The sequence below is a fragment of the Nocardia sp. NPDC046473 genome (genome assembly GCF_040645995.1).
Classification (GTDB): Bacteria; Actinomycetota; Actinomycetes; order Mycobacteriales; family Mycobacteriaceae; genus Nocardia.
On record NZ_JBEYZJ010000002.1, the window covers coordinates 20124 to 39519 of the forward strand.

The following is a 19396-nucleotide window of genomic DNA, read 5'->3' on the forward strand; positions in this document are numbered from 1 at the left end:
AACGGCCCGAGGGGATTCAATGGGGAGATCGTCAGTCGGAGGGACAGGGCATGATCGAGCACCGTGGCGGATCGCCCGCGGATATTGAGCGAGCGGCGGCACCGGGGTCGGTGGTGGCGCTGGTCGACGCGGCCTCGCCGGTGGAGCGCGAACTCATCGGCGCCTGGCTGACCGAGGGCGGGATCGCCAAGGAATTCGGCACCGACACGCCGATCACCCAGTTGGATCTGGACGCGGGCGCGGTGGCCGGCCGGCTGGTCGGCAGGCACGACGATCCGCTCGTGGTGCCGGTCCGGGTGCTCTGGCGACCGCCGGAGCGCGACGGCGTCCGCCGGATCACGTTCGCGGACATGGCGTTGCTGACCAACCCGCGCAAACCGAATCGGCTGGCGCAGCGCAAGCTGGCCGACCAGCCGAACCGGCACGTGGTGCTGGCCGGCCAGCCCGCGCTGCTCAGCGAATTGCGCACGAACAACCCGGAGGCCGCCGCGCTGGCCACCAAGGGCACGGCCGAGCCGTTCGCCCGCGCCATCGTGCGCGCCGCGGTGGTGGCGCTGGAGCGGGCCGAGCGCACCATCATCGGCGACCGCTACAAGGTGCCCAGGCTGGTGGCCGAGGAGATCCTCGACTCCCCCGACTTCGTGCGCAGGCTCGAGCTCATCGCCGACCAGATCGGCGCAGGCCCGCACGAGGTGTACCGCCGCGCGGAGAAGGCACTGAACGAACTCGTCGCCGCGCAAAGCAGATTGGTCTCCGATCTGTTCACCCAGGCGATGCGGCCGATCCACGCGTCGACCTGGAAGGTGGACTCCGACGACTCCGGACTGGCCGCGCTGCGCGACCTCAACCGGCGCTACCCGCTGGTCTTCCTGCCCTCGCATCGCTCCTATGTCGACGCGTTCGTGCTCGGTGATGTGCTGGCCCGCAACGACTTCCCGCCGAACCATGTGATCGGCGGCGCGAACCTCAGCTTCTGGCCGATGGGCCCGATCGCCCGGCGCACCGGAACCGTGTTCATCCGGCGCAGTTTCGGCGACGACGAGGTGTACAAGGCGGTCGTCGAGGAGTACTTCGCCTACCTGCTGGCCAAGCGATTCAACCTGGAGTGGTACTTCGAGGGCGGTCGTTCGCGCACCGGCAAGCTGCGCCCGCCGCGCTACGGACTGCTGAATTACCTTGCCGCGGCGGTACGTGCGGACCGGGTCGAGGACGTCATGCTGGTGCCGGTGTCGATCACCTACGAGCGGCTCAACGAGCTCGGCGCGATCTCGACCGAGCAGGTCGGCGGCAAGAAGAAGCCGGAGGGGCTGGCCTGGCTGGCGCGTTATGTTCGGAGCCAACAGCATTCGGCCGGGCACGTGTATGTGCGGTTCGGCGCGCCGCTTTCGGCGCGCGACCGGCTCACGGCGCACGGCGATCCGCTCACCACGCCGCCGCTGACCATCCCGCTGCACCGCACCGAACCGGCGCCCGCCGGACTCACCGAGACCGGGCAGGGTGCGCCCGACACACCAGAGATCGCCGAGCTGGAGCGTAAAGCCGTGCAGCGGTTGGCGTTCGAGATCGCCGTCGGCATCAACGCGGTCACGCCGGTGACGGTCAACGCGCTGGTCACCCTCGCGCTGCTCGGCGTGCACGAGCGCGCCCTCACGCTGGGTGAGGTGCGCACGGTGCTCGGCCCGGTGCTCGGCTACATCGAGAAGCGCGATCTGCCGCACGGTGAGCTGGCCGCGCTGCGAGACGATCAGGGTCTTGCCGTTGTGCTGGAACAACTCTCGCTGGCCAAGGTCGTCACGGTCTACCGTGGCGGGCTGGAGCCGGTGTACTCGATCGAGGCGGGCGCACACCTCGAGGCCGCGTTCTACCGCAACAGCGCGGTGCACTGGTTCGTCAACCGCGCCATCCTCGAACTGTCCATCCTGGCCGCGCTGGACAGCGACGGCGCCGACCAGCTGACCACCGGGTGGGACGAGGCGTTCCAGCTGCGCGATTTGTTGAAGTTCGAGTTCTTCTTCCCCGAGCGGGCCGAGTTCGCCGAACAGATGACGGCCGAGATGCTACTGCTCGATCCCGACTGGCACAGCCACACCAGGGACAACACGCTCGGCTCCGCGGTGATGGCCGAGCTCACCGGCTCCGGATTCATGATGGCGCACCGCGTGCTTCGCTCGTTCTTCGACGCGCAGCTGGTGGTGGCCGAGCGGCTGGCCGCCCGTGATCCCGCGACCGAGCTCGACCGCAAGCAGTTCATCGCCGAGTGCGTCGCGGTCGGCAAGCAGATGATGCTGCAGCAGCGGCTGCACAGCCCGGAATCGGTCTCCACCGAATTGTTCACCAGCGCACTGAAACTCGCCGACAACTATGGACTGCTCGAAGGGGTGTCGCATGATTCGGCCAAGCGCAGGGCGGACTTGACCGAGCGTCGCGTGGAATTCGCGGATCGGCTGCGCACCATCGGTGCCCGCATCTCGCAGGCGGCCGCGCTCGATCCGTCCAACCGGGAGACACGGTGAGTGCCGAGCTCGACGGGGTGCTCGCCGCGATCCGGTCCGGGCCACAGGGGGCGCAGGTGGCCGCGGTCTTCGACTTCGGCGGTACCGTCGTCGACGGATTCCCACGGAAAGGCCCGTTTCGGCGCTTGTTCCGGCGGCCCAGCACCGAGGACGTGCTGCTCCGCGGCATCCGTAACGGTACGACCGACGGTGAGTACGGGCGGTTGCTGAACCAGCTCACCGAGGTGCTCGCGGGCAAAACCGAGGACGAGCTGAACGCACTCGGCGAACGGCTGTTCCGGAGCAAGGTCTATGGGCACCTGTATCCCGAAGCGTGGCAACTGATCCGGACACATCAGGCCGCCGGGCACACGGTGGTGCTGACCAGCTCGCTGACCCGCTTCCAGGTGGCGCCCGCGGCGGCCGAGCTCGGCATCGAGCACGTGCTGACCACCCCGATGGCGGCCCAGGACGGCATCCTCACCGGCTACCCGGACGGGAAGACGTTGTGGCGCAACGGCAAAGCCGAGGCAGTCCGTGAATTCGCCGCCGACGGCGTCGATCTCACGCGCAGTTACGCCTATGCCGACAGCACCGCCGATCTGCCGCTGCTGTCGCTGGTCGGCCATCCGGTGGCGGTGAATCCCGACGAACAGCTCACCGCCGTCGCCGCCGAACATGATTGGCCGACGCTGCGGTTCCGGCCGCGCCGGGCCGCACGTCCAGTCGACTATGTCCGCACAACAGCGGGATTCGCCGGACTGCTCGGCGGGGCGTTCTACGGTGTCGCGGCCAAGTCACCGACCAGAGACCACCGGCAGATGGCCGATGGCCTGCTGAAGCATGCGGCGGGGAACACGTTGAGCATCGCGGGCGTGCACCTTCGGGTGACCGGCGCCGCGAACGCGCGCGCACCGCGGCCCGCGGTGTTCCTGTTCAACCATCAGAGCCAGTTCGACATCATCATCGTCCCCGAGGTGCTGCACGGCGGGGTGACCGGCATCGGGAAAAAGGAGCTGACCCACAACCCGATCTTCGGCCCGTTGATGCGGTTCGTCGGCGTGACCTTCATCGATCGGTCGAGCACGGACAAGGCCAAGGCCGCGCTCGCACCGGTGGCCGACACGCTGCGCGGCGGCCTGTCGATCGCCGTCGCCCCCGAGGGCACCCGCTCCTACACTCCGGAGGTCGGGCCGTTCAAGAAGGGCGCGTTCCACATCGCCATCCAGGCGGGCGTACCGATCATCCCCATCGTGATCCGCAATGCGGGCGAAATCTGTTGGCGCAACTCGATGGTCGCGCGCCCGGGCACCGTGGATGTCGCGATCCTCGACCCCATCGACGTCAGCGCCTGGGATCCGAACGACATGGACGACAAGGTGGCGGCGGTCCGTCAGCTGTATCTGGACACGTTGCTGAACTGGCCGAAGCCCGACTGATTCACGCGAACCTCCGCGTGCCGCACCGAATTCCATTGCGGCAGTTGTCTGCCCGGTGAAACAGCCCACAGCGCCTCGGCTTGACCTAAATGCACCTGGTGCCGGCACCGGTGCTCGACGGTACGACTCATTTCGCGAACACACGGGTAACTCACCGGTACCGCGACGCACCCCGCTCCGCACCGTCAGCCGCCAACGGCGCTGAAGCGCACCTCAGTCCGGCCTAGCGTCGCGGAGAGGCGGACGAGCCGAAGAGGAGCTTCCACGGCATCAGCGCCGACTCCAGCTGCACCTTCAGGCTCATCTTGGACGCGCCCAGGGTGCGCTCCTCGAAACGGATCGGCACCTCGGCGATCGCGATGCCCTTCTTGACCGTCCGGTAGTTCATCTCGACCTGGAACGAGTAGCCGTTGCTGCGGATCGAGGCGACGTCGATCGCGCGCAGCGTGTCCGCCTTCCACGCCTTGAACCCGGCCGTGGCATCTTTCACGCCGAGCCGCAGGATCAGGTTCACGTAGAAGTTGGCCCACGCGGACAGCGCCTTGCGGTGCCACTTCCACTCGTCGGCGGTGGAGCCGCCAGGCACGTAGCGGGAGCCGAGCACGACACCGGCGTCGGTGGTCGTCAGCTTCTCCAGCATGGCCGGAATCACCTCGGCCGGGTGCGACAGGTCGGCATCCATCTGGATCACCACGTCGGCGCCTTCGTCCAGCGCCCGGGTGATGCCCGCGATGTAGGCCCGGCCGAGGCCGTCCTTCTCGGTGCGGTGCAGCACGCCGACCACGTTCGGCAGCTCCGCGGCCAGTTTGTCGGCGACGTCACCGGTGCCGTCCGGCGAACTGTCGTCGACCACCAGCACGTGCAGGTCGGGCACCGGCAGCGCGGTCAGCCGCTCCACCGCAACCGGCAGATTCTCCCGCTCGTTGTAGGTCGGCACAACAACGGTAACCCTCAAGGGTCGCCCTCCCTGCTGATCCTGGTCCAGCTCGCAGCCCACGTCAGGGCCACAGAGCATTCGTTTGAGTTCGGAGAAACCGTACTTGATCGAACTGAAGAGGGCCTGAGTGGATCTACCTGGCCGCCGATTTCGGGCGCGCATCGTCGCACGTCACAAGATCAGTTTTGCCGCGCGTTTTCCGTCCCGCGCACGCCGTCGCGGTCAGATCACTTGTCGCACACCGGACTACCGGCGAGCGTCAATCCGCGTCTCCCGCGTCGGCCTGGGCATTGCGCGCCTTGACGATCTCCAATGCCCGTTCCGCGGTCGCCTGATCCGGATACGGGCCCATCCGGTCCTGGAACCAGCACTGCCGGCCTTTCTCGGCCCGCTTGTGCTTCAAGCAGTAGTACCAGCGCTCAGCCATGCCCTCAGCATTCCACCGCCGTCGCCCTTATAACGCCATTTCCAAGATCATCGGCCGGGCGTGCGGCACACGATTCGCCGCAGCCATGCGCCACACACGCAGGGATTACCAGAGGTGGCGGAAGTGGATGACGGCATCGACCACCAGGACTGTGCCGAAGAGCACGAAGAGGACCCGTAATGCGCGCGGGACGTATCGAGTGAGGATCCGCACGACCGTGCGATAGACGCGCCGCGCCCGCGCGGTCCGACGCAGTGAGAGGAGCAGCACCAGCAATGGCGGCAACAGCGCGAGCGCGCAATAGGCGACCACGATCAGCGGCCACAGCGTCGGCAGCGGATCCTGCGCGGAGATCATCGCCAGCCCCGCCAGATACGGAACCGCCGTCGGCGCCTGCACGAGCCCGATCGCCATCCCGACGAATCCGAACAACCACGGCCGCCGCCGCACCGCCGCAGCCCACGCCGGCGGCTCGGTCTTCCTGGCCACCGGAATTCGACTGAGCGCGATCAACACCACGCCCAACCCCAACTCACCCCAATACCGCACCGCGGGCGTGAGTTCGAACTCCACCAGCCCGGTAAGAAAGTTCAGCCCGAGCACCGTACAGATGCCGAACGCAGTGGTAACCGCGAAAACCCCCGCGATAAAACTCACCCCACCCGCCACCGGCGACCGCCGCCCGACCCGACTGTCCGCCACCACCGCCGTGGTAACCCCCACCAACAGCACATCCAACGAATCCAGAAACGCGAAACCCGCGAGCGCTAGCAGAAGGGCCATCATGACCCGGCCAGCCTACGGGAGCGTTGTCCCGGCCCAGATCGGTGAACGGCCCTCCCACACCAACCCTTCAACGGCCACCCAGCGACGAGCGGGTCATGGTGGCGGCGCTGATTCGCGTTTGTCGCCGCTGTATCCCGGCCGGGGTGGGTCAGGGAGTGGGTGGGCCTGTTTGGGGGCCGACGAGGGGTTCGAAGGTTGCGGTGTAGGTGGCGAAGCGGGTGTTCCAGTCGCCGGGCTCGAGGCCGGCGAGGCGGTCGAGGCACCCGTCCCAGCCGGCGGCGTTGCGAGCCGCGGCATCGGCGGGCAGCTCGTCGGTCAAGACGAGGTGGGTTCCGCTTCCGTGTGGCGCCAGTTCGAACCGCAACCGTTCTTCGCCCCAGCTGAACGCCAGGAGCTTTGGCTCGTCGACGGCGAATACCTCACCGGTGAGCGTCATTCCGCCCATCTCGGCGCCGAAGTCGAACGCGATTGTCGCCCCGACCTCCCATACACCGCCGGCCACCGACACGTCGCACGGGAACCACGCCCGCAGCTGTTCCCGCTCGGTGATCGCCTGCCACACCACCGCCGGCGGATCCGCCAACTTCCGTTCCAGCCGCACGGCGGGCCGCGCCCCATCGGTACGAAGTTCTGCCTGAGTCATTCCTGCCTCCGTCGCTCGAGATGTGCTGCCAATAGATCGAGATGGGTGTTCCACAGCTCGCGATACGGCGCCAACCAATCATCAACCTCCACAAGCGGTTCCGTCCGAATCCGATACAGCCGCCGCTGCGCGTCAACCCGAACCGCAACCAGCCCAGCCTCCTTCAACACCCGCAGATGCTTGGAAACCGCAGGCTGACTAATCCCCAATCGCCCCACCAACTCCCCAACAGGCCGCTCCCCCTCCCGCAAAACCTCGAGAATCGCCAACCTGCTCGGCTCCCCCAACACCTGAAAAACGCTAGCCGTGGTCACTCACCCAATAATTCCACCTCAGTTATATAACCGTCAAGACATATTAAGGACCGAGAAGCGCCGACGTCGGCAAGGAGGCAAGGAGGCAAGGAGGCAAGGAGGCAAGGAGGCAAGGAGGCAAGGAGGCAACCAAAGGGCCAGACCGAGTCCGCAGCCAACCCACCCGAAATGACCACAGCCGCAGGCGTACCGCGGAGGGGGCCCGGGGGCGAAGCCCGCCGGGCGGGGTGTGGGGGTTGCACCCCCACAAGAAACGAACGAAACGAGCCCTGCACGCGCATTCTGCGTGCAGGGCTCGCCTACGAGTTTCGTGGCCAGGGCCGGGATCGAACCGGCGACCTTCCGCTTTTCAGGCGGACGCTCGTACCAACTGAGCTACCTGGCCGCAGGCACCCGTGTTGAATGCCCTACGCGAAACGCCGGATTGCTCCGGCGCCTCCTCTTGCGACCCTGACGGGACTCGAACCCGCGACCTCCGCCGTGACAGGGCGGCGCGCTAACCAACTGCGCCACAGGGCCTTGCGTGCTTCCAACAGTCCGAAGACCGTACCCCCTACGGGATTCGAACCCGCGCTACCGCCTTGAAAGGGCGGCGTCCTAGGCCGCTAGACGAAGGGGGCTCGCCTCCGGATTTCTCCGGAACCGGCTTCAACGGCTGTCCGTTGGGAGCCCGGTTAGCTTATGACAGACCGGACTCGATTCCCAAATCGGCTGTTCAGAGTCCCAAACTGAGCTCTTCGAGGCGCGCGTGGGTGCGCCAGCCGTCGTTACGGAACTTCTCGACCCACTCGGAAGTGGACATGGATTCGACGACCACCTCGAGTGCTTCCTGGAAGCGGGCGCGCAGATCGATGCCGGTGCCGGTGCTGTGCGCGTCGACCATGTAGCGCTGGCCGGCCAGCGCGGCGGTCAATGTGCGGGTGAACCGGTCGGCGTCCGCGTCGGCGCGCAACTGCCCCTGGTCGATGGCGCGGACCGCGAGCGCACGGATGGCGCGCCCGAGTATTCGCCCACCGCCGGTTTGCACGTCCCGGTAGAAGTCGGGTTCGATGATCAACCGGTATTCGGCCTGCACGATGATGTCGTGTTCGAGCCGCAATGCCATCTCGTCGATCATGCCGTGCATGATGTCCAGTGGTCCGAGATCCGTTCGGCCGAGCCAACGCTCGGCCGATGCGCGATAGCGTTCGACCGCCGTCTCCAGTACGGCGCGCGCCAGATCTTCCTTGGAATCGAAATGGAAGTACATGGCGCCCTTGGTGGCACGCGACCCTTCCAATATGCGGTTGAGCGATGCAGCGGCATAGCCGCTCTTCCCGAACTCAACGGCGGCGGACCTGATAATCGCCGCACGTGTCCGGCGGGCCCGCTCTTGCTGCCGTGCCATGCTCGAAACGCCTCCGAAGCCTACTCGCCGCCAAACAGCCACCCCCAAAGGAACGGGCCCTTGGCGCGAAGTTATGAGTTTTATCAATACTTCAAACCGGGTTTTCGCCCAGTTTCAAACTTTCGGTACGAAAACTTGCGAAAAACCTGAAACACACCAGCTGGTATAGTTTTCCTGCCCGGGTGCGCCGCAGGGGGTGCGCACCCGGGTATTTCTTCGTCTCGGATCTGCCTCCTGCGGCGTTGTGTTCAGGGAAGCCACGATCGGCCGGACCGCTCGCGACACGTTCGGGCACATCAACGATAAGCCGAATTCCGAATCGCCGGACGAGTAGGCGATTCTTCCGGAATTCATCAAGTCGTCACCGTACCCGGAAACCCCATCCGACACGCGGCAAACCGACGAGTCAGGTAACTGACCGGCTCCGTTTACTGTTACAGCAAACATTGCGCAACCAAGCTTGCCTGCGTACCTGTTCCCCCAATTCGACAGCGTCCCAGCAACGTTCACCCGAGAAGACCGGACGCCCGGAACACCCGACGGCGGCAGCATGCCTGCCCGCTCACCCCGCTCGCCGGTACACCCGAGCTCAGGACCCTCACCCCCCGCAAATCCAAAGACATTGCTAGCCAACATGATTGGATGGTAGCCAATTCTCGGCACAATGAACAAAGTTGGGTACCAAATGTTTACCGGCAAGATCGTGTGCCACACATCCCGCGTTACTAGGCGCACAACAAGTCTCGGCGTCAGATTGCCACTATCCGCCGACGCCCGCGCTCCGAGCCGCCGCGCGCCCTCGACACGTCCCACTCCCCCATTTGGGCCATCGCGCCGCGCCCACTACACTGGCCCACCGCGCCCCTATAGCTCAGTTGGTAGAGCTACGGACTTTTAATCCGCAGGTCGTAGGTTCGAGCCCTACTGGGGGCACTCGTCGGGCGCCCGGTTCCTACCGGGCGCCCGCTCTCGTTTCACAAGGCCTGTCGTCAGGGCCACAAGGAGTGCTTGCGAGCGCGGATGCGCGAGGCCACACTGACAACGCGCCTCGGCGCGCGGGTTCGAAAGACCACACTCCATCCGGGCATTCCCCTACTGTGAGCGCGACACGGGCGATCCCGGGTCATCCCTCGACAAGGCGGAGCTGATGACTTCCTTCGATGATTTGCTCTCCCAGGTACCCATCGCCCAGATCGCCGCGAAGCTCGGCGTCGACGAAAGCACCGCGACGAACGCGGTCAAGGCGGCACTGCCCACGCTCCTCGGCGGCCTGCAGGCCAACGCGACCGAGCCGGAAGGCGCGGCCTCCCTGGTCGGCGCGCTGGACAACCACGGCGACCTGGTCGAGGGCGACGGTCAGGTCGACATCGACAAGGTCGACGTGGCCGACGGCTCGAAGATCGTGCAGAACGTTTTCGGCGCAGAGAAGAACACAGTGATCAGCACCCTCGGCGCGACCGAAGGCACCGGCGGCAACGACCTGATCGCCAAGCTGATGCCCATCCTCGCGCCGATCGTGCTCGCCTACCTGGCCAAGCAGCTGACCGGTGGCGGCGGCAACGCCGCGCCGCAGACCCAGCCGCAGGCGGGCAACGGCGGCATCGGCGATGTGCTCGGCGGACTGCTCGGCGGCAGCAGCAAGAGCGGTGGCATCGGTGGCGCGATCGGCGAGGCGCTGGCCAAGAACGCCGGTGGCGCGCTGGGGAACGTTCTCGGTGGCCTGTTCGGCGGGAAGCGCTGAGCGGGGCGGCCTATGCAATTCGCCTCGGCGTGTGCAGTACAGCACGCCGGGCTAACACTCCTCGGCCCGTAGCGATAGACCCCTAGCTGCGGGCCGAGGCAATACACTCGACAGTGGTCGCCGAACGCCAACGACGGCGTATGACGTGCATCACGGGGCATCAACAGGCATTCGGATGCGTTTCGCATCACACCTACGGTGCCGTAAGGTATGGCCGCACGGCATCGGTCTACCTTGGGGGGATGACCTGCACGACCGGACGCACAGACTGAAGGGTTCATACATGGCAAGGGATCTGACTCAACTCGAGCTTCTTACGGAGTTGGAGCCGGTTGCCGCAGAAAACGTCAACCGGCACTTCTCTTTGGCAAAGGAATGGCATCCGCACGACTACGTCCCGTGGGATGAAGGCCGCAATTTCGCCGCACTCGGGGGCATCGACTGGGATCCTGAGCAGTCCCGGCTGAGCGAGGTCGCGAAAGCCGCCATGGTCACCAACCTGCTCACCGAGGACAATCTCCCCTCTTACCACCGCGAGATCGCCGAGAACTTCTCCCAGGACGGCGCGTGGGGCACCTGGGTCGGCCGCTGGACCGCCGAGGAAAACCGGCACGGCATCGTGATGCGGGACTACCTGGTGGTCACCCGCGGCGTCGACCCGGTCGCCCTCGAAGAGGCGCGGATGATCCACATGACCAACGGCTTCGCGTCGCCGACCGAGGCCGACGCAGGCTTCCTGCACTCCGTCGCGTACGTGACCTTCCAGGAGCTGGCCACTCGCGTCAGCCACCGCAACACCGGCAAGGTCTGTGACGACCCGATCGCCGACCGCATGCTCCAGCGCGTCGCCGCGGACGAGAACCTGCACATGATCTTCTACCGCAACATGTGCGCCGCCGCGCTCGACCTGTCCCCGGACCAGGCGATCGAGGCCATCACGCTGATCCTGGAGAACTTCCAGATGCCCGGCGCCGGTATGCCCAACTTCCGCCGCAACGGCGTGCTGATGGCCAAGCACGGCATCTACGACCTGCGCCAGCACATGGAAGAGGTGGTGCAGCCGGTGCTCAAGAAGTGGAGCATCTTCGAGCGCGAGGACTTCACCGGCCGCGGCGAAGCCTGCCGCGAGCGGCTCGCCGCCTACCTCGACAAGCTCGGCAAGGACGTCGTGAAGTTCGAAGAGCAGCGCGACCGCATGCTCGCCCGCGAGGCCGCCAAGGCCGAACGCCAGATGGCGAGCAGCAACGCGAGCTGAGCTCGCACCCCGATCGACATCGAGCCGCCGCCCGGATTACCGGGCGGCGGCTCGCGTATGTCCGGCTAACACCGAGTCCAGCTATTACAGACTTTCGAAGGTTTATTGCGTCGAAGATCGCTTCGACGCAATAAACCTTCAAAACGTTGCGCTTACCGCAATAGGCGCGATTACTTCACCGGAAGTGCGCCGTCGATTCCACCGACATCGGAGATCTTCCAATCGGCGTTCTTGTCCAGCGTGACGTTGTAGGTCGCGACGGTCTGCATGCCGTCCGGATTCTGCGCGGTCGTACTGCTCACGTTCACGAACACATTCACCTTGTAGATGTCGCCCTGTTCGGAAACAACCTTCGCGCTGACCGGTGTCGCGGTCGAGGTCCACTTCAACGGAACCAGAATCTGTTCGAGCTTGGCGCCCACCGCGTCGTACTTGTTCGCCAACTGCGGGGTGGTATTCGTCTTCAGCCGGTTCACCCAACCATTGATGTCCTGGTAGTTCAGTGTCGCGGCGCCGACCGCGTAATCGGTCGATATCCGCTCGGCCTGCTGCTCGTCGGCCGCCCGTGCGTTTCGGTCGGCGATATCGCTGCGGGCCGACCAGAGAAACCCGGCGAGCACGCAGACGGCCAGCACCAGCGCGGCGATCACGGCGGTTTGCAGCACCGTGGATACCCGGATCGATACGGTTCCCGGGCGTTCGACCGGCGGCTCGTCGGGCGCTTTCCGGGATTTCGTTTCCGTGCGGTCGCTCGGCTCCGGCGGGGCGCCGGTGCTGTTGTCGTCGGTGCCCGTTTCGGCGTCTTCGATCCGTTCTGCCATTCGACCTCTTTCGATGGTGCCGGTGTCGGTTCGAGGCTAGGCGAGAGCGCTGCGGTCATCGGATTCGGGCGGCTCGGTCCTACCCACCGGACCTGGTCGTTTCTACGGTGAGGGCACGACGATGGAGTCGGCTGGGCGAAGGGACGGGCGAACATGGCAAGGCACCGCTCACGGTGGATGGATGCGGAGATGGACGCGCTGGCCGAGCTGTCGCGCGACTTCTTCGGCAAGGAGTGCGCACCGAACGAGGAGCGGTGGGGACAGCAGCAGCACATCGACCGCGAGGTCTGGTTGCGCGCGGGCGAGCTCGGCCTGCTGTGCCCCAGCATCCCGGAGGAATTCGGCGGCGGGGGCGGCGACTTCCGGCACGACGCGGTGATCACCATCGAGCAGGTGCGCGCGCTGGCGCCCAGCTTCGGCGGGCCGGTGCACAGCACGATCGTCGCGCACTACATCGCCGGCTACGGAACGGACGAGCAGAAGAAGACCTGGCTGCCCAAGCTGGCCTCCGGGGAGATCGTCGCGGCGATCGCGATGACCGAGCCGGGCACCGGATCGGACCTGCAGGCGATCCGCACCACCGCGACCGTGCAGGGCGACGAGTATGTGGTCAACGGCGCGAAGACGTTCATTTCCAACGGCTTTCTGGCCGACCTGGTGCTGGTGGTCGCCAAGACCAACGAGCAGGGCGGCGCGGGCGGGCTCTCGCTCGTCGCGGTCGAGACGAGCCGCGAGGGCTTCCGGCGCGGGCGCAATCTGCACAAGATCGGCCAGCACGGACAGGACACCTGCGAGCTGTTCTTCGACGAGGTGCGGGTACCACGCGCGAACCTGATCGGCGAGGCCGAGAACATGGGCTTCATCCAGCTGATGCAGCAGCTCGCGCAGGAACGGTTGATCATCGCCGTCACCGCGATGGCGACGATGGAGAAGACCGTCGAGCTGACCCTGGCCTACACCAAGGAGCGATCCGCCTTCGGCAAGCCGCTTTTCGCGTTCCAGAACACCAAATTCACCCTGGCCGAATGCGATACGGCGGTCACCGTGGGCTGGAGCTTCCTCGACGACTGCGTCGAGAAGCACGTCACCGGCGATCTGGACATCCCGACGGCGGCGAAGGCCAAGCTGTGGCTGTCCGAGCAGCAGAACGTGCTGGCCGACCGCTGTCTGCAACTGTTCGGCGGTTATGGCTACATGGCCGAGTATCCGATCGCGCGGATCTTCACCGACTCACGGATCCAGAAAATCTACGGCGGCACCAACGAGATCATGAAGGAAATCATCGCGCGCGGGCTCTGAGCGCGTCGGTCCCGCTGCGCCACTTCGTGATTGCCGAATCCGCCGACTATCCGTCCCCGAACGCCGACACTGGGGATATCGCGCCGCACCGGTCGACCGGGTGACCGCCGACCGGTGCGTAGTCGATCGGATCACCAATCAGGAAGGCCGACAACATGACCAGTGCACCGAACGGCGATGGCCCGCTCACCGGCAAGGTCGTCGCGATCACCGGCGGGGCCCGCGGCATCGGCCGAGCCACGGCGGAAGCGTTTCTCGGGGCGGGCGCCACGGTCGCGATCGGCGACATCGATGTGGAGCTGGTCGCCAAGACGGCGGTGGAGCTCGGCGCGGACCCGGCCACCAAGATCATCGGCTTGCCGCTGAACGTCACCGACCGAGCGTCGTTCGCCACGTTCCTCGATCAGCTCGAGCAGGAGCTCGGTCCGCTGGACGTGCTCGTCAACAATGCGGGCATCATGCCGACCGGGCTGTTCGCCGACGAGGACGAGGCGATGACCGATCGGATCGTCGACATCAACCTGCGCGGGGTGATCCACGGGTCGAGGCTGGCCACCAAGCGCTTCCTGGCGCGCGGCAGCGGACATCTGATCAATATCGCGTCCCTCGCTGGGACGCAAGGCTTTCCGGGTCTGGCCACCTACTGCGCCACCAAGCACGCGGTGGTCGGCTTCACCTCGGCGCTGCACCTGGAGATGAAGGAGCACGGCGTGCAGGTCTCGGCGGTGCTGCCGGGCATCGTGCGCACCGAGCTGTCGGCCGGCGCGAACATGCCGAGCTGGATCGAGCCGATGACGACGGTGGATCCCGAGGATGTCGCGCAGGCGATCGTGCGGACGGTGGTCAAGGGGAAGCCGCTGGTGACGGTACCGCGCAGACTGGCCGCGATCATCAAGACCGCGCAGCTGCTGCCGTATCGGGCGCAGCTGGTTGTCGCGCGATTCACCGGGGCGACAACGGCTTACGCACAACCCGACGCGGAGATCAGGGAGAAGTATCACCGTCGCCTGCGCGATCAGTAAGAGCCTGAAGGAGATTCAGCCCGCGACCGGCGGGGAACCACGATAGGAGCCTGGCGGGCTGCCGGTCCAGCGGCGGAACGCGCGCCGGAACGCGCTCGGTTCGGAGAAGCCGAGCCGGGCCGAGAGCGCCTCGACCGTCTCGTCGCCGCGCACCAGGCTGGCCACCGCCGCGTCGCGCAGGATGTCCTCGCGGATCTGGGTGATCGAGGTGCCCTCCTCACCGAGCTTGCGGCGCACGGTCTGTGGGCTCATGGCCAGCCGCTTGGCCACCTCGTCCGCAGTGGGCCAGTGCTCGCCCGCCCCGCCGGCTCCGCCGGCTGCCGTCCCCCTGCGCTCACCCACCCCGCCGGCTCCGCCGGCTGCCGTCCCCCTGCGCTCACCCACCCCGCCGGCTCCGCCGGCTGCCGTCCCCCTGTCACCACGCAGTCCGCGGGTAAGGATCTTGCGCACCTGTTCGGCGAGCGAGGTGCCGTAGTCGCGCCGGGACAGCACGTCGACGGGCGCGTTGCGGGCCCAGTCGATGAGGTCTTCCTCGGTCCGGGTGAGCGGGGCGCTCAGTAGCTCGCTGTCGAAGGTGATGGCCGCGGTGGCGGCGTCGAAGACGAGCGGGGCGCCGAAGACGAGGTCGTAGTCGGCGATATTGCCAGGCCGCGGATACGGAAACTCGACCTGGCGCAAGGGAACTCGGCGGCCGATGCCCCAGGAGATCATCCGGTGCACCGCCGCGAGCAGGAAGACGGTGAGCAGCTCCTCGCCCGCGGCGAGCACGCTGGTGTCGAGGGTGTATCGGGTGCGCTCGCCGTCGGTGGTCACCGCCATCGGCGGCAGGCCGGGCAGTAGTCGCTGGTATTCGCCGAACCGTTCGATCGCCGAACCCAGATCGCGGCAGGCGACCAGGCCGAAGCCGACCAGCCGGGTCGACCCGCGCGGCACCGGCGCCGGACCCAGCCCGAACAGTTCGTCGTCGGTGATCCGCCACAGCTGACGCATGGTCGCGGCCACCTGATCGACGGTCACCCGGGCCCGGTCCTGGGCGAGCAGTTCGGGCGCGACCCCCACGCTGCCGAGCAACTGCTCGATATCGACGCCTTGCCGCTGGGCGGTGGCGACGGCGGAGCGCACAAAGTCGATCGGCACCGTCCTCGCCGTCACCGGAACCTCCTCACCGACGCGAACCTACCAGCCCGGATGCGCTGAGCGCGGCGGTCACCGAACGTGCGCCGCGCGGTCATCCCGGCCGCGGCCGCCGATTCCTAGCGTTGCGGTATGGGTAACGACGCGTCGACCGGTGAGGCGGCAGTGACGGACGGGACGACCTTCAACCTGGAGCGGTTGGGCAACTGGGGTGCGCGCGACACCTTCGAGGTGGATCGGGAGCGCACCATCGCCTACGCCGCCGCGACGAACGATCCGCTCGAACACCATCGCACCGGGATATACGCGCCACCGGTTTTCGCGGTGGTGCCGATCACGGTGATGATGGCCGACGCGGCGATGTCGGTGGTGCCCGACGATCTGATGCTGCGGATCCTGCACGGCGAGCACGACTTCCGGTTCCATCGACCGATCGAGCCCGGCGAGACGCTGGAGGTGCGCGCCAGGCCGATCGGGATCGAGGGCAAATCGTCGGGGGTGGTTGTCACCTCGCACATCGAGACCTACAGCGTCGGCGGCGGCGACCTCGTCAACGAGCAGTACTTCGTCGGCTTCTTCCGCGGTGGCCACTTCGACGGCGTCCGCGGCGAGCCGAGCCCGGCGCACGCCTTCGACGAGAACCTGCGGGCCCGCGAGCCGGATTTCCTCGCGCCGCAGACCTTCGACGCGGACCAGACCTTCCGCTATGCCGAAGCCGCGGGCGATCCGATGCCGATCCACCTGGTGGACGAGTTCGCCAAGGCGATGGGGCTGCCCGGCATCATCATCCACGGCTTGTGCACCATCGCGTTCATCTCGCACGCGCTGATCACCCGGATCAGCCCGGGCGACCCGACGCGCCTGAAAAGGCTTGCTGTGCGGTTGAGTTCGCCCGCGTTCCCGGCGCAGACCATCACCACCGCGGCGTGGGCGACCGGCCGCCAGGACGGGCGCGACCGCTACGCGTTCGAAACCTGTTCCGACAGCGACCAATTCGTCATCCAGGACGGGCTCGCGGAGTTCGAGCCCGCAATCGGCAAGGAAACACTATGAGTAACAGGGTTTTTGTCATCGGTGTCGGCATGACCAAGTTCGAGAAGCCGGGCCGCCGCGCAGGCTGGGACTACCCGGCCATGGCAAAGGAGTCCGCCAGCAAGGCACTCACCGACGCGGGCATCCGCTACGACCAGGTGCAGGAGGGGTATGTCGGCTACGTCTACGGCGATTCGACCAGCGGGCAGCGCGCCATCTACGAGCTCGGGCTGACCGGGCTGCCGGTGGTCAACGTGAACAACAACTGCTCCACCGGCTCCACGGCGCTGTACCTGGCGGCCAGAGCGATTCGCGGCGGGCTCGCCGACTGCGCGCTGGCGCTCGGCTTCGAGAAGATGCAGTCCGGATCGCTGGAGGCGGGCTACACCGACCGCGAGCAGCCGCTGCTGCGCCACATCGAGGCGCTGGCCCAGCTGCGCGAGTTCGCAATGCCGGTGGCGCCCTGGATGTTCGGCGCGGCCGGGGTCGAGCACATGGAGCAATACGGCTCCACCCGTGCGCATTTCGCCAAGATCGCGGAGAAGAACCACCGGCACTCGGCGAACAACCCGTACGCCCAGTTCCAGGATGTCTACACCCTCGACGAGATCACCAGCGCCAAAATGGTTTACGAGCCGCTCGGGCTGACCCGGCTGCAATGCTCGCCCACCTCCGACGGTTCGGGCGCGGCGGTGCTGGCCAGTGAGCGCTTCGTCGACGAGCACGGCCTGAGCGAGCGGGCCGTGGAGATCGTCGGCCAGGCCATGGTGACCGACCTCGAATCCACCTTCGCCAGTAAGACGGCGCGCTCACTGGTCGGCGTCGACATGACCGCCGCCGCGGCGCGAAAGGTGTACGAGCAGGCCGACATCGGCCCCGACGACCTCGACGTGATCGAGCTGCACGACTGCTTCTCCCCCAACGAGCTGCTCACCTATGAGGCGCTCGGCCTGTGCGGCGTGGGCGAGGGACACAAGCTGATCGACGCCGAGGACACCACCTACGGCGGGCGCTGGGTGGTCAACCCGTCCGGCGGCCTGATCTCCAAGGGACATCCGCTCGGCGCCACCGGCCTGGCCCAGTGCGCCGAGCTGACCTGGCAGCTGCGCGGCGAGGCCGACGCCCGCCAGGTCGGCGACGCGAAAGTCGCGCTCGCCCACAACATCGGCCTCGGTGGCGCCGCCATCGTCACCGCTTACCGACCCGCGAATCGCTGATTCGGCAGTACGCCAATCGTTTTATCGAAGTAGAGGAGAACCGCCATGGCACAGGCCAAGGTTTCCAAGGAGTTTGCCGCCGGGCAGGAGAAGGTGTGGGCGGTGCTGTCCGACCCGAACCGTTTCGAGGAGTGGCTGACCGTGCACACCAAGTGGAAGGAGCTGCCGCCCGCGCAGCTGTCCGCCGGGGCCACCATGACCGAGGTGCTCACCATCATGGGGATGGCGAACACCATCACCTTCACCGTGGACGACTACGACGCCCCGAACTCGACGAAGTTCTCCGGCATCGGCCTGGCCGGGGCACAGATCAGCTTCACGCTCACCGTACAGGCCAAGGGCGACAACGCTTCTCTGGTCACCATCGACGCGGAGTTCATCAGTCAGATGATGGTCGGCGCGATCGGCGGCGCGATCGAACGCGCGTCCACCAAGGAACTCGAAGCCTCCCTCGTCAACCTCGCCGGTCTGCTCGCCTGACCGCGCGGCCTCGCACATCCGCGCTCGCAAGCGCTTCGAACACTCCGCAATCGAAAGGAACACCATGGGTTCGCTGGACGGACGCGTCGCCATTGTCACCGGCGCAGGCCGCGGCATCGGCCGGGCACACGCGCTACTGCTCGCCGCCGAAGGAGCCGCCGTCGTGGTCAACGACCTCGGCGGCAACAACGAGGGCGTCGGCGCCGACGCCGGACCCGCCCAGCAGGTGGTCGACGAGATCGTCGCGGCCGGCGGGCGCGCGGTGGCCGACACCGCGAACATCGCCGACTGGTCGGGCGCGAAAGCCCTTGTCGAGCAGGCGATCACCGCCTTCGGTGGGCTGGACATCCTGGTCAACAACGCGGGCATCCTGCGCGACGCGTTCATCGCCGCGATGGACGAGGCGCAGTGGGACGCGGTGATCGCGGTACACCTCAAGGGCCACTTCGCGGTCCTGCACCACGCCGCCGCGTACTGGAAGGCACAGTCGAAGGCCGGCCAGCAGGTCGCCGCCTCGGTGATCAACACCGCCTCCGCCTCGGGCACCTTCATGCCCAACCCCGGCCAAGCCAACTACGGCGCCGCCAAGGCGGGCATCGCCGCCCTCACCCAGGTCGCCGCGCTCGAACTGGAGCGATACGGCGTGCGCGCCAACGCCATCGCCCCCGTCGCCCGCACCCGCCTCACCCTGGCCACCCCCGGCATGGGCGCGATGTTCGCCGAGGAAGTCCCCGAAGGCGAGTTCGACGCCTTCGCCCCGGAGAACATCTCCCCCATCGTCGCCTACCTGGCCCAGGAGAAGTGCCCCATCACCGGCAAGGTCTTCGCGGTCCAGGGCGGCGCGATCTCCGCACTCAACGGCTGGACCGCCACCCAAACCATCGAAACCGACGGCCCGTGGCAGCTCGCCGATCTGGCAGACCGACTGCCGGACATCGCCTAGTGAGATAAGGCACACCCGACGGCCGTC

Annotated in this window: 18 protein-coding genes and 4 tRNA genes; 11 read left to right on the plus strand and 11 right to left on the minus strand. The window is 66.8% G+C overall.

Features of this window, described 5'->3' with window-relative positions:
- Nucleotides 1-50: 50 nt before the first annotated feature.
- Entirely contained in the window at nt 51-2513 is a 2463-nt protein-coding gene (locus ABZ942_RS05555) for a glycerol-3-phosphate 1-O-acyltransferase (protein ID WP_357379449.1), read from the plus strand.
- Complete coding sequence (locus ABZ942_RS05560; protein ID WP_357379451.1) at nt 2510-3931, plus strand: HAD-IB family hydrolase; 1422 nt, start codon at nt 2510-2512, stop codon at nt 3929-3931. Before ABZ942_RS05555 ends, ABZ942_RS05560 begins: the two co-directional genes overlap by 4 nt.
- Before the next feature lie 223 nt (nt 3932-4154).
- On the opposite strand, the gene ABZ942_RS05565 is transcribed toward ABZ942_RS05560, so the two are convergent.
- The 9 genes from ABZ942_RS05565 to ABZ942_RS05605 form a co-directional block, all read right to left on the minus strand.
- The gene (locus tag ABZ942_RS05565) at nt 4155-4946 is read right to left on the minus strand and encodes a polyprenol monophosphomannose synthase (RefSeq protein ID WP_357379453.1); all 792 of its coding nucleotides are present in this window, start codon (nt 4944-4946) and stop codon (nt 4155-4157) included.
- A gap of 181 nt (nt 4947-5127) precedes the next feature.
- Nucleotides 5128-5295: a hypothetical protein gene (locus ABZ942_RS05570; protein ID WP_357379455.1), complete on the minus strand. Its 168-nt coding sequence runs from the start codon at nt 5293-5295 to the stop codon at nt 5128-5130.
- Between the two features lie 105 nt (nt 5296-5400).
- Nucleotides 5401-6081: a GAP family protein gene (locus ABZ942_RS05575; protein ID WP_357379457.1), complete on the minus strand. Its 681-nt coding sequence runs from the start codon at nt 6079-6081 to the stop codon at nt 5401-5403.
- Nucleotides 6082-6229: 148 nt separating this feature from the next.
- Nucleotides 6230-6724 (minus strand): SRPBCC domain-containing protein, encoded by a 495-nt coding sequence (locus ABZ942_RS05580; protein ID WP_357379459.1) that lies wholly within the window; start codon nt 6722-6724, stop codon nt 6230-6232.
- Nucleotides 6721-7038: a metalloregulator ArsR/SmtB family transcription factor gene (locus ABZ942_RS05585; protein ID WP_357379461.1), complete on the minus strand. Its 318-nt coding sequence runs from the start codon at nt 7036-7038 to the stop codon at nt 6721-6723. Before ABZ942_RS05585 ends, ABZ942_RS05580 begins: the two co-directional genes overlap by 4 nt.
- A 311-nt stretch (nt 7039-7349) precedes the next feature.
- Nucleotides 7350-7423: transfer RNA gene (locus ABZ942_RS05590), tRNA-Phe, on the minus strand.
- 60 nt (nt 7424-7483) lie between these two features.
- Nucleotides 7484-7557 (minus strand) — tRNA-Asp (locus tag ABZ942_RS05595).
- Between the two features lie 28 nt (nt 7558-7585).
- Nucleotides 7586-7658, minus strand: a tRNA-Glu gene (locus tag ABZ942_RS05600).
- A 95-nt stretch (nt 7659-7753) separates the two neighbouring features.
- Nucleotides 7754-8425, minus strand: a complete 672-nt coding sequence (locus ABZ942_RS05605) for a TetR family transcriptional regulator (protein ID WP_357379463.1) — start codon at nt 8423-8425, stop codon at nt 7754-7756.
- Nucleotides 8426-9285: 860 nt separating this feature from the next.
- On the opposite strand from ABZ942_RS05605, the gene ABZ942_RS05610 reads away from it, so the two are divergent.
- From ABZ942_RS05610 to ABZ942_RS05620, 3 genes are all read left to right on the plus strand, one after another.
- A tRNA-Lys gene (locus ABZ942_RS05610) sits at nt 9286-9358 on the plus strand.
- A gap of 214 nt (nt 9359-9572) precedes the next feature.
- The gene (locus ABZ942_RS05615) at nt 9573-10166 is read left to right on the plus strand and encodes a DUF937 domain-containing protein (protein ID WP_357379465.1); all 594 of its coding nucleotides are present in this window, start codon (nt 9573-9575) and stop codon (nt 10164-10166) included.
- Nucleotides 10167-10449: 283 nt separating this feature from the next.
- Complete coding sequence (locus ABZ942_RS05620) at nt 10450-11421, plus strand: acyl-ACP desaturase (RefSeq protein ID WP_357379467.1); 972 nt, start codon at nt 10450-10452, stop codon at nt 11419-11421.
- Between the two features lie 170 nt (nt 11422-11591).
- Here ABZ942_RS05620 and ABZ942_RS05625 read toward each other — a convergent pair whose 3' ends face one another.
- Nucleotides 11592-12242 carry a hypothetical protein gene (locus ABZ942_RS05625; protein ID WP_357379468.1) on the minus strand — a complete coding sequence of 217 codons (651 nt, stop codon included), beginning with the start codon at nt 12240-12242 and terminating at the stop codon, nt 11592-11594.
- Nucleotides 12243-12395: 153 nt separating this feature from the next.
- Here ABZ942_RS05625 and ABZ942_RS05630 point away from each other — a divergent pair, with 153 nt between their 5' ends.
- Nucleotides 12396-13541: an acyl-CoA dehydrogenase family protein gene (locus tag ABZ942_RS05630; RefSeq protein WP_357379470.1), complete on the plus strand. Its 1146-nt coding sequence runs from the start codon at nt 12396-12398 to the stop codon at nt 13539-13541.
- Between the two features lie 155 nt (nt 13542-13696).
- Complete coding sequence (locus tag ABZ942_RS05635) at nt 13697-14563, plus strand: SDR family oxidoreductase (protein WP_357379472.1); 867 nt, start codon at nt 13697-13699, stop codon at nt 14561-14563.
- 15 nt (nt 14564-14578) lie between these two features.
- On the opposite strand, the gene ABZ942_RS05640 is transcribed toward ABZ942_RS05635, so the two are convergent.
- Nucleotides 14579-15715: an AraC family transcriptional regulator gene (locus tag ABZ942_RS05640; protein ID WP_357379474.1), complete on the minus strand. Its 1137-nt coding sequence runs from the start codon at nt 15713-15715 to the stop codon at nt 14579-14581.
- Nucleotides 15716-15829: 114 nt separating this feature from the next.
- Between ABZ942_RS05640 and ABZ942_RS05645 the strand changes: the two genes are divergently transcribed.
- The 4 genes from ABZ942_RS05645 to ABZ942_RS05660 all read left to right on the plus strand — a co-directional run bounded on the left by ABZ942_RS05645 (nt 15830) and on the right by ABZ942_RS05660 (nt 19369).
- Entirely contained in the window at nt 15830-16750 is a 921-nt protein-coding gene (locus tag ABZ942_RS05645; protein ID WP_357379476.1) for a MaoC/PaaZ C-terminal domain-containing protein, read from the plus strand.
- Nucleotides 16747-17946 carry a lipid-transfer protein gene (locus ABZ942_RS05650; RefSeq protein WP_357379478.1) on the plus strand — a complete coding sequence of 400 codons (1200 nt, stop codon included), beginning with the start codon at nt 16747-16749 and terminating at the stop codon, nt 17944-17946. The genes ABZ942_RS05645 and ABZ942_RS05650 overlap by 4 nt, the downstream gene beginning before the upstream one ends.
- Before the next feature lie 45 nt (nt 17947-17991).
- Nucleotides 17992-18426: an SRPBCC family protein gene (locus ABZ942_RS05655; RefSeq protein ID WP_357379480.1), complete on the plus strand. Its 435-nt coding sequence runs from the start codon at nt 17992-17994 to the stop codon at nt 18424-18426.
- A 64-nt stretch (nt 18427-18490) separates the two neighbouring features.
- The gene (locus ABZ942_RS05660; RefSeq protein WP_357379482.1) at nt 18491-19369 is read left to right on the plus strand and encodes an SDR family oxidoreductase; all 879 of its coding nucleotides are present in this window, start codon (nt 18491-18493) and stop codon (nt 19367-19369) included.
- Nucleotides 19370-19396 lie beyond the last annotated feature (27 nt).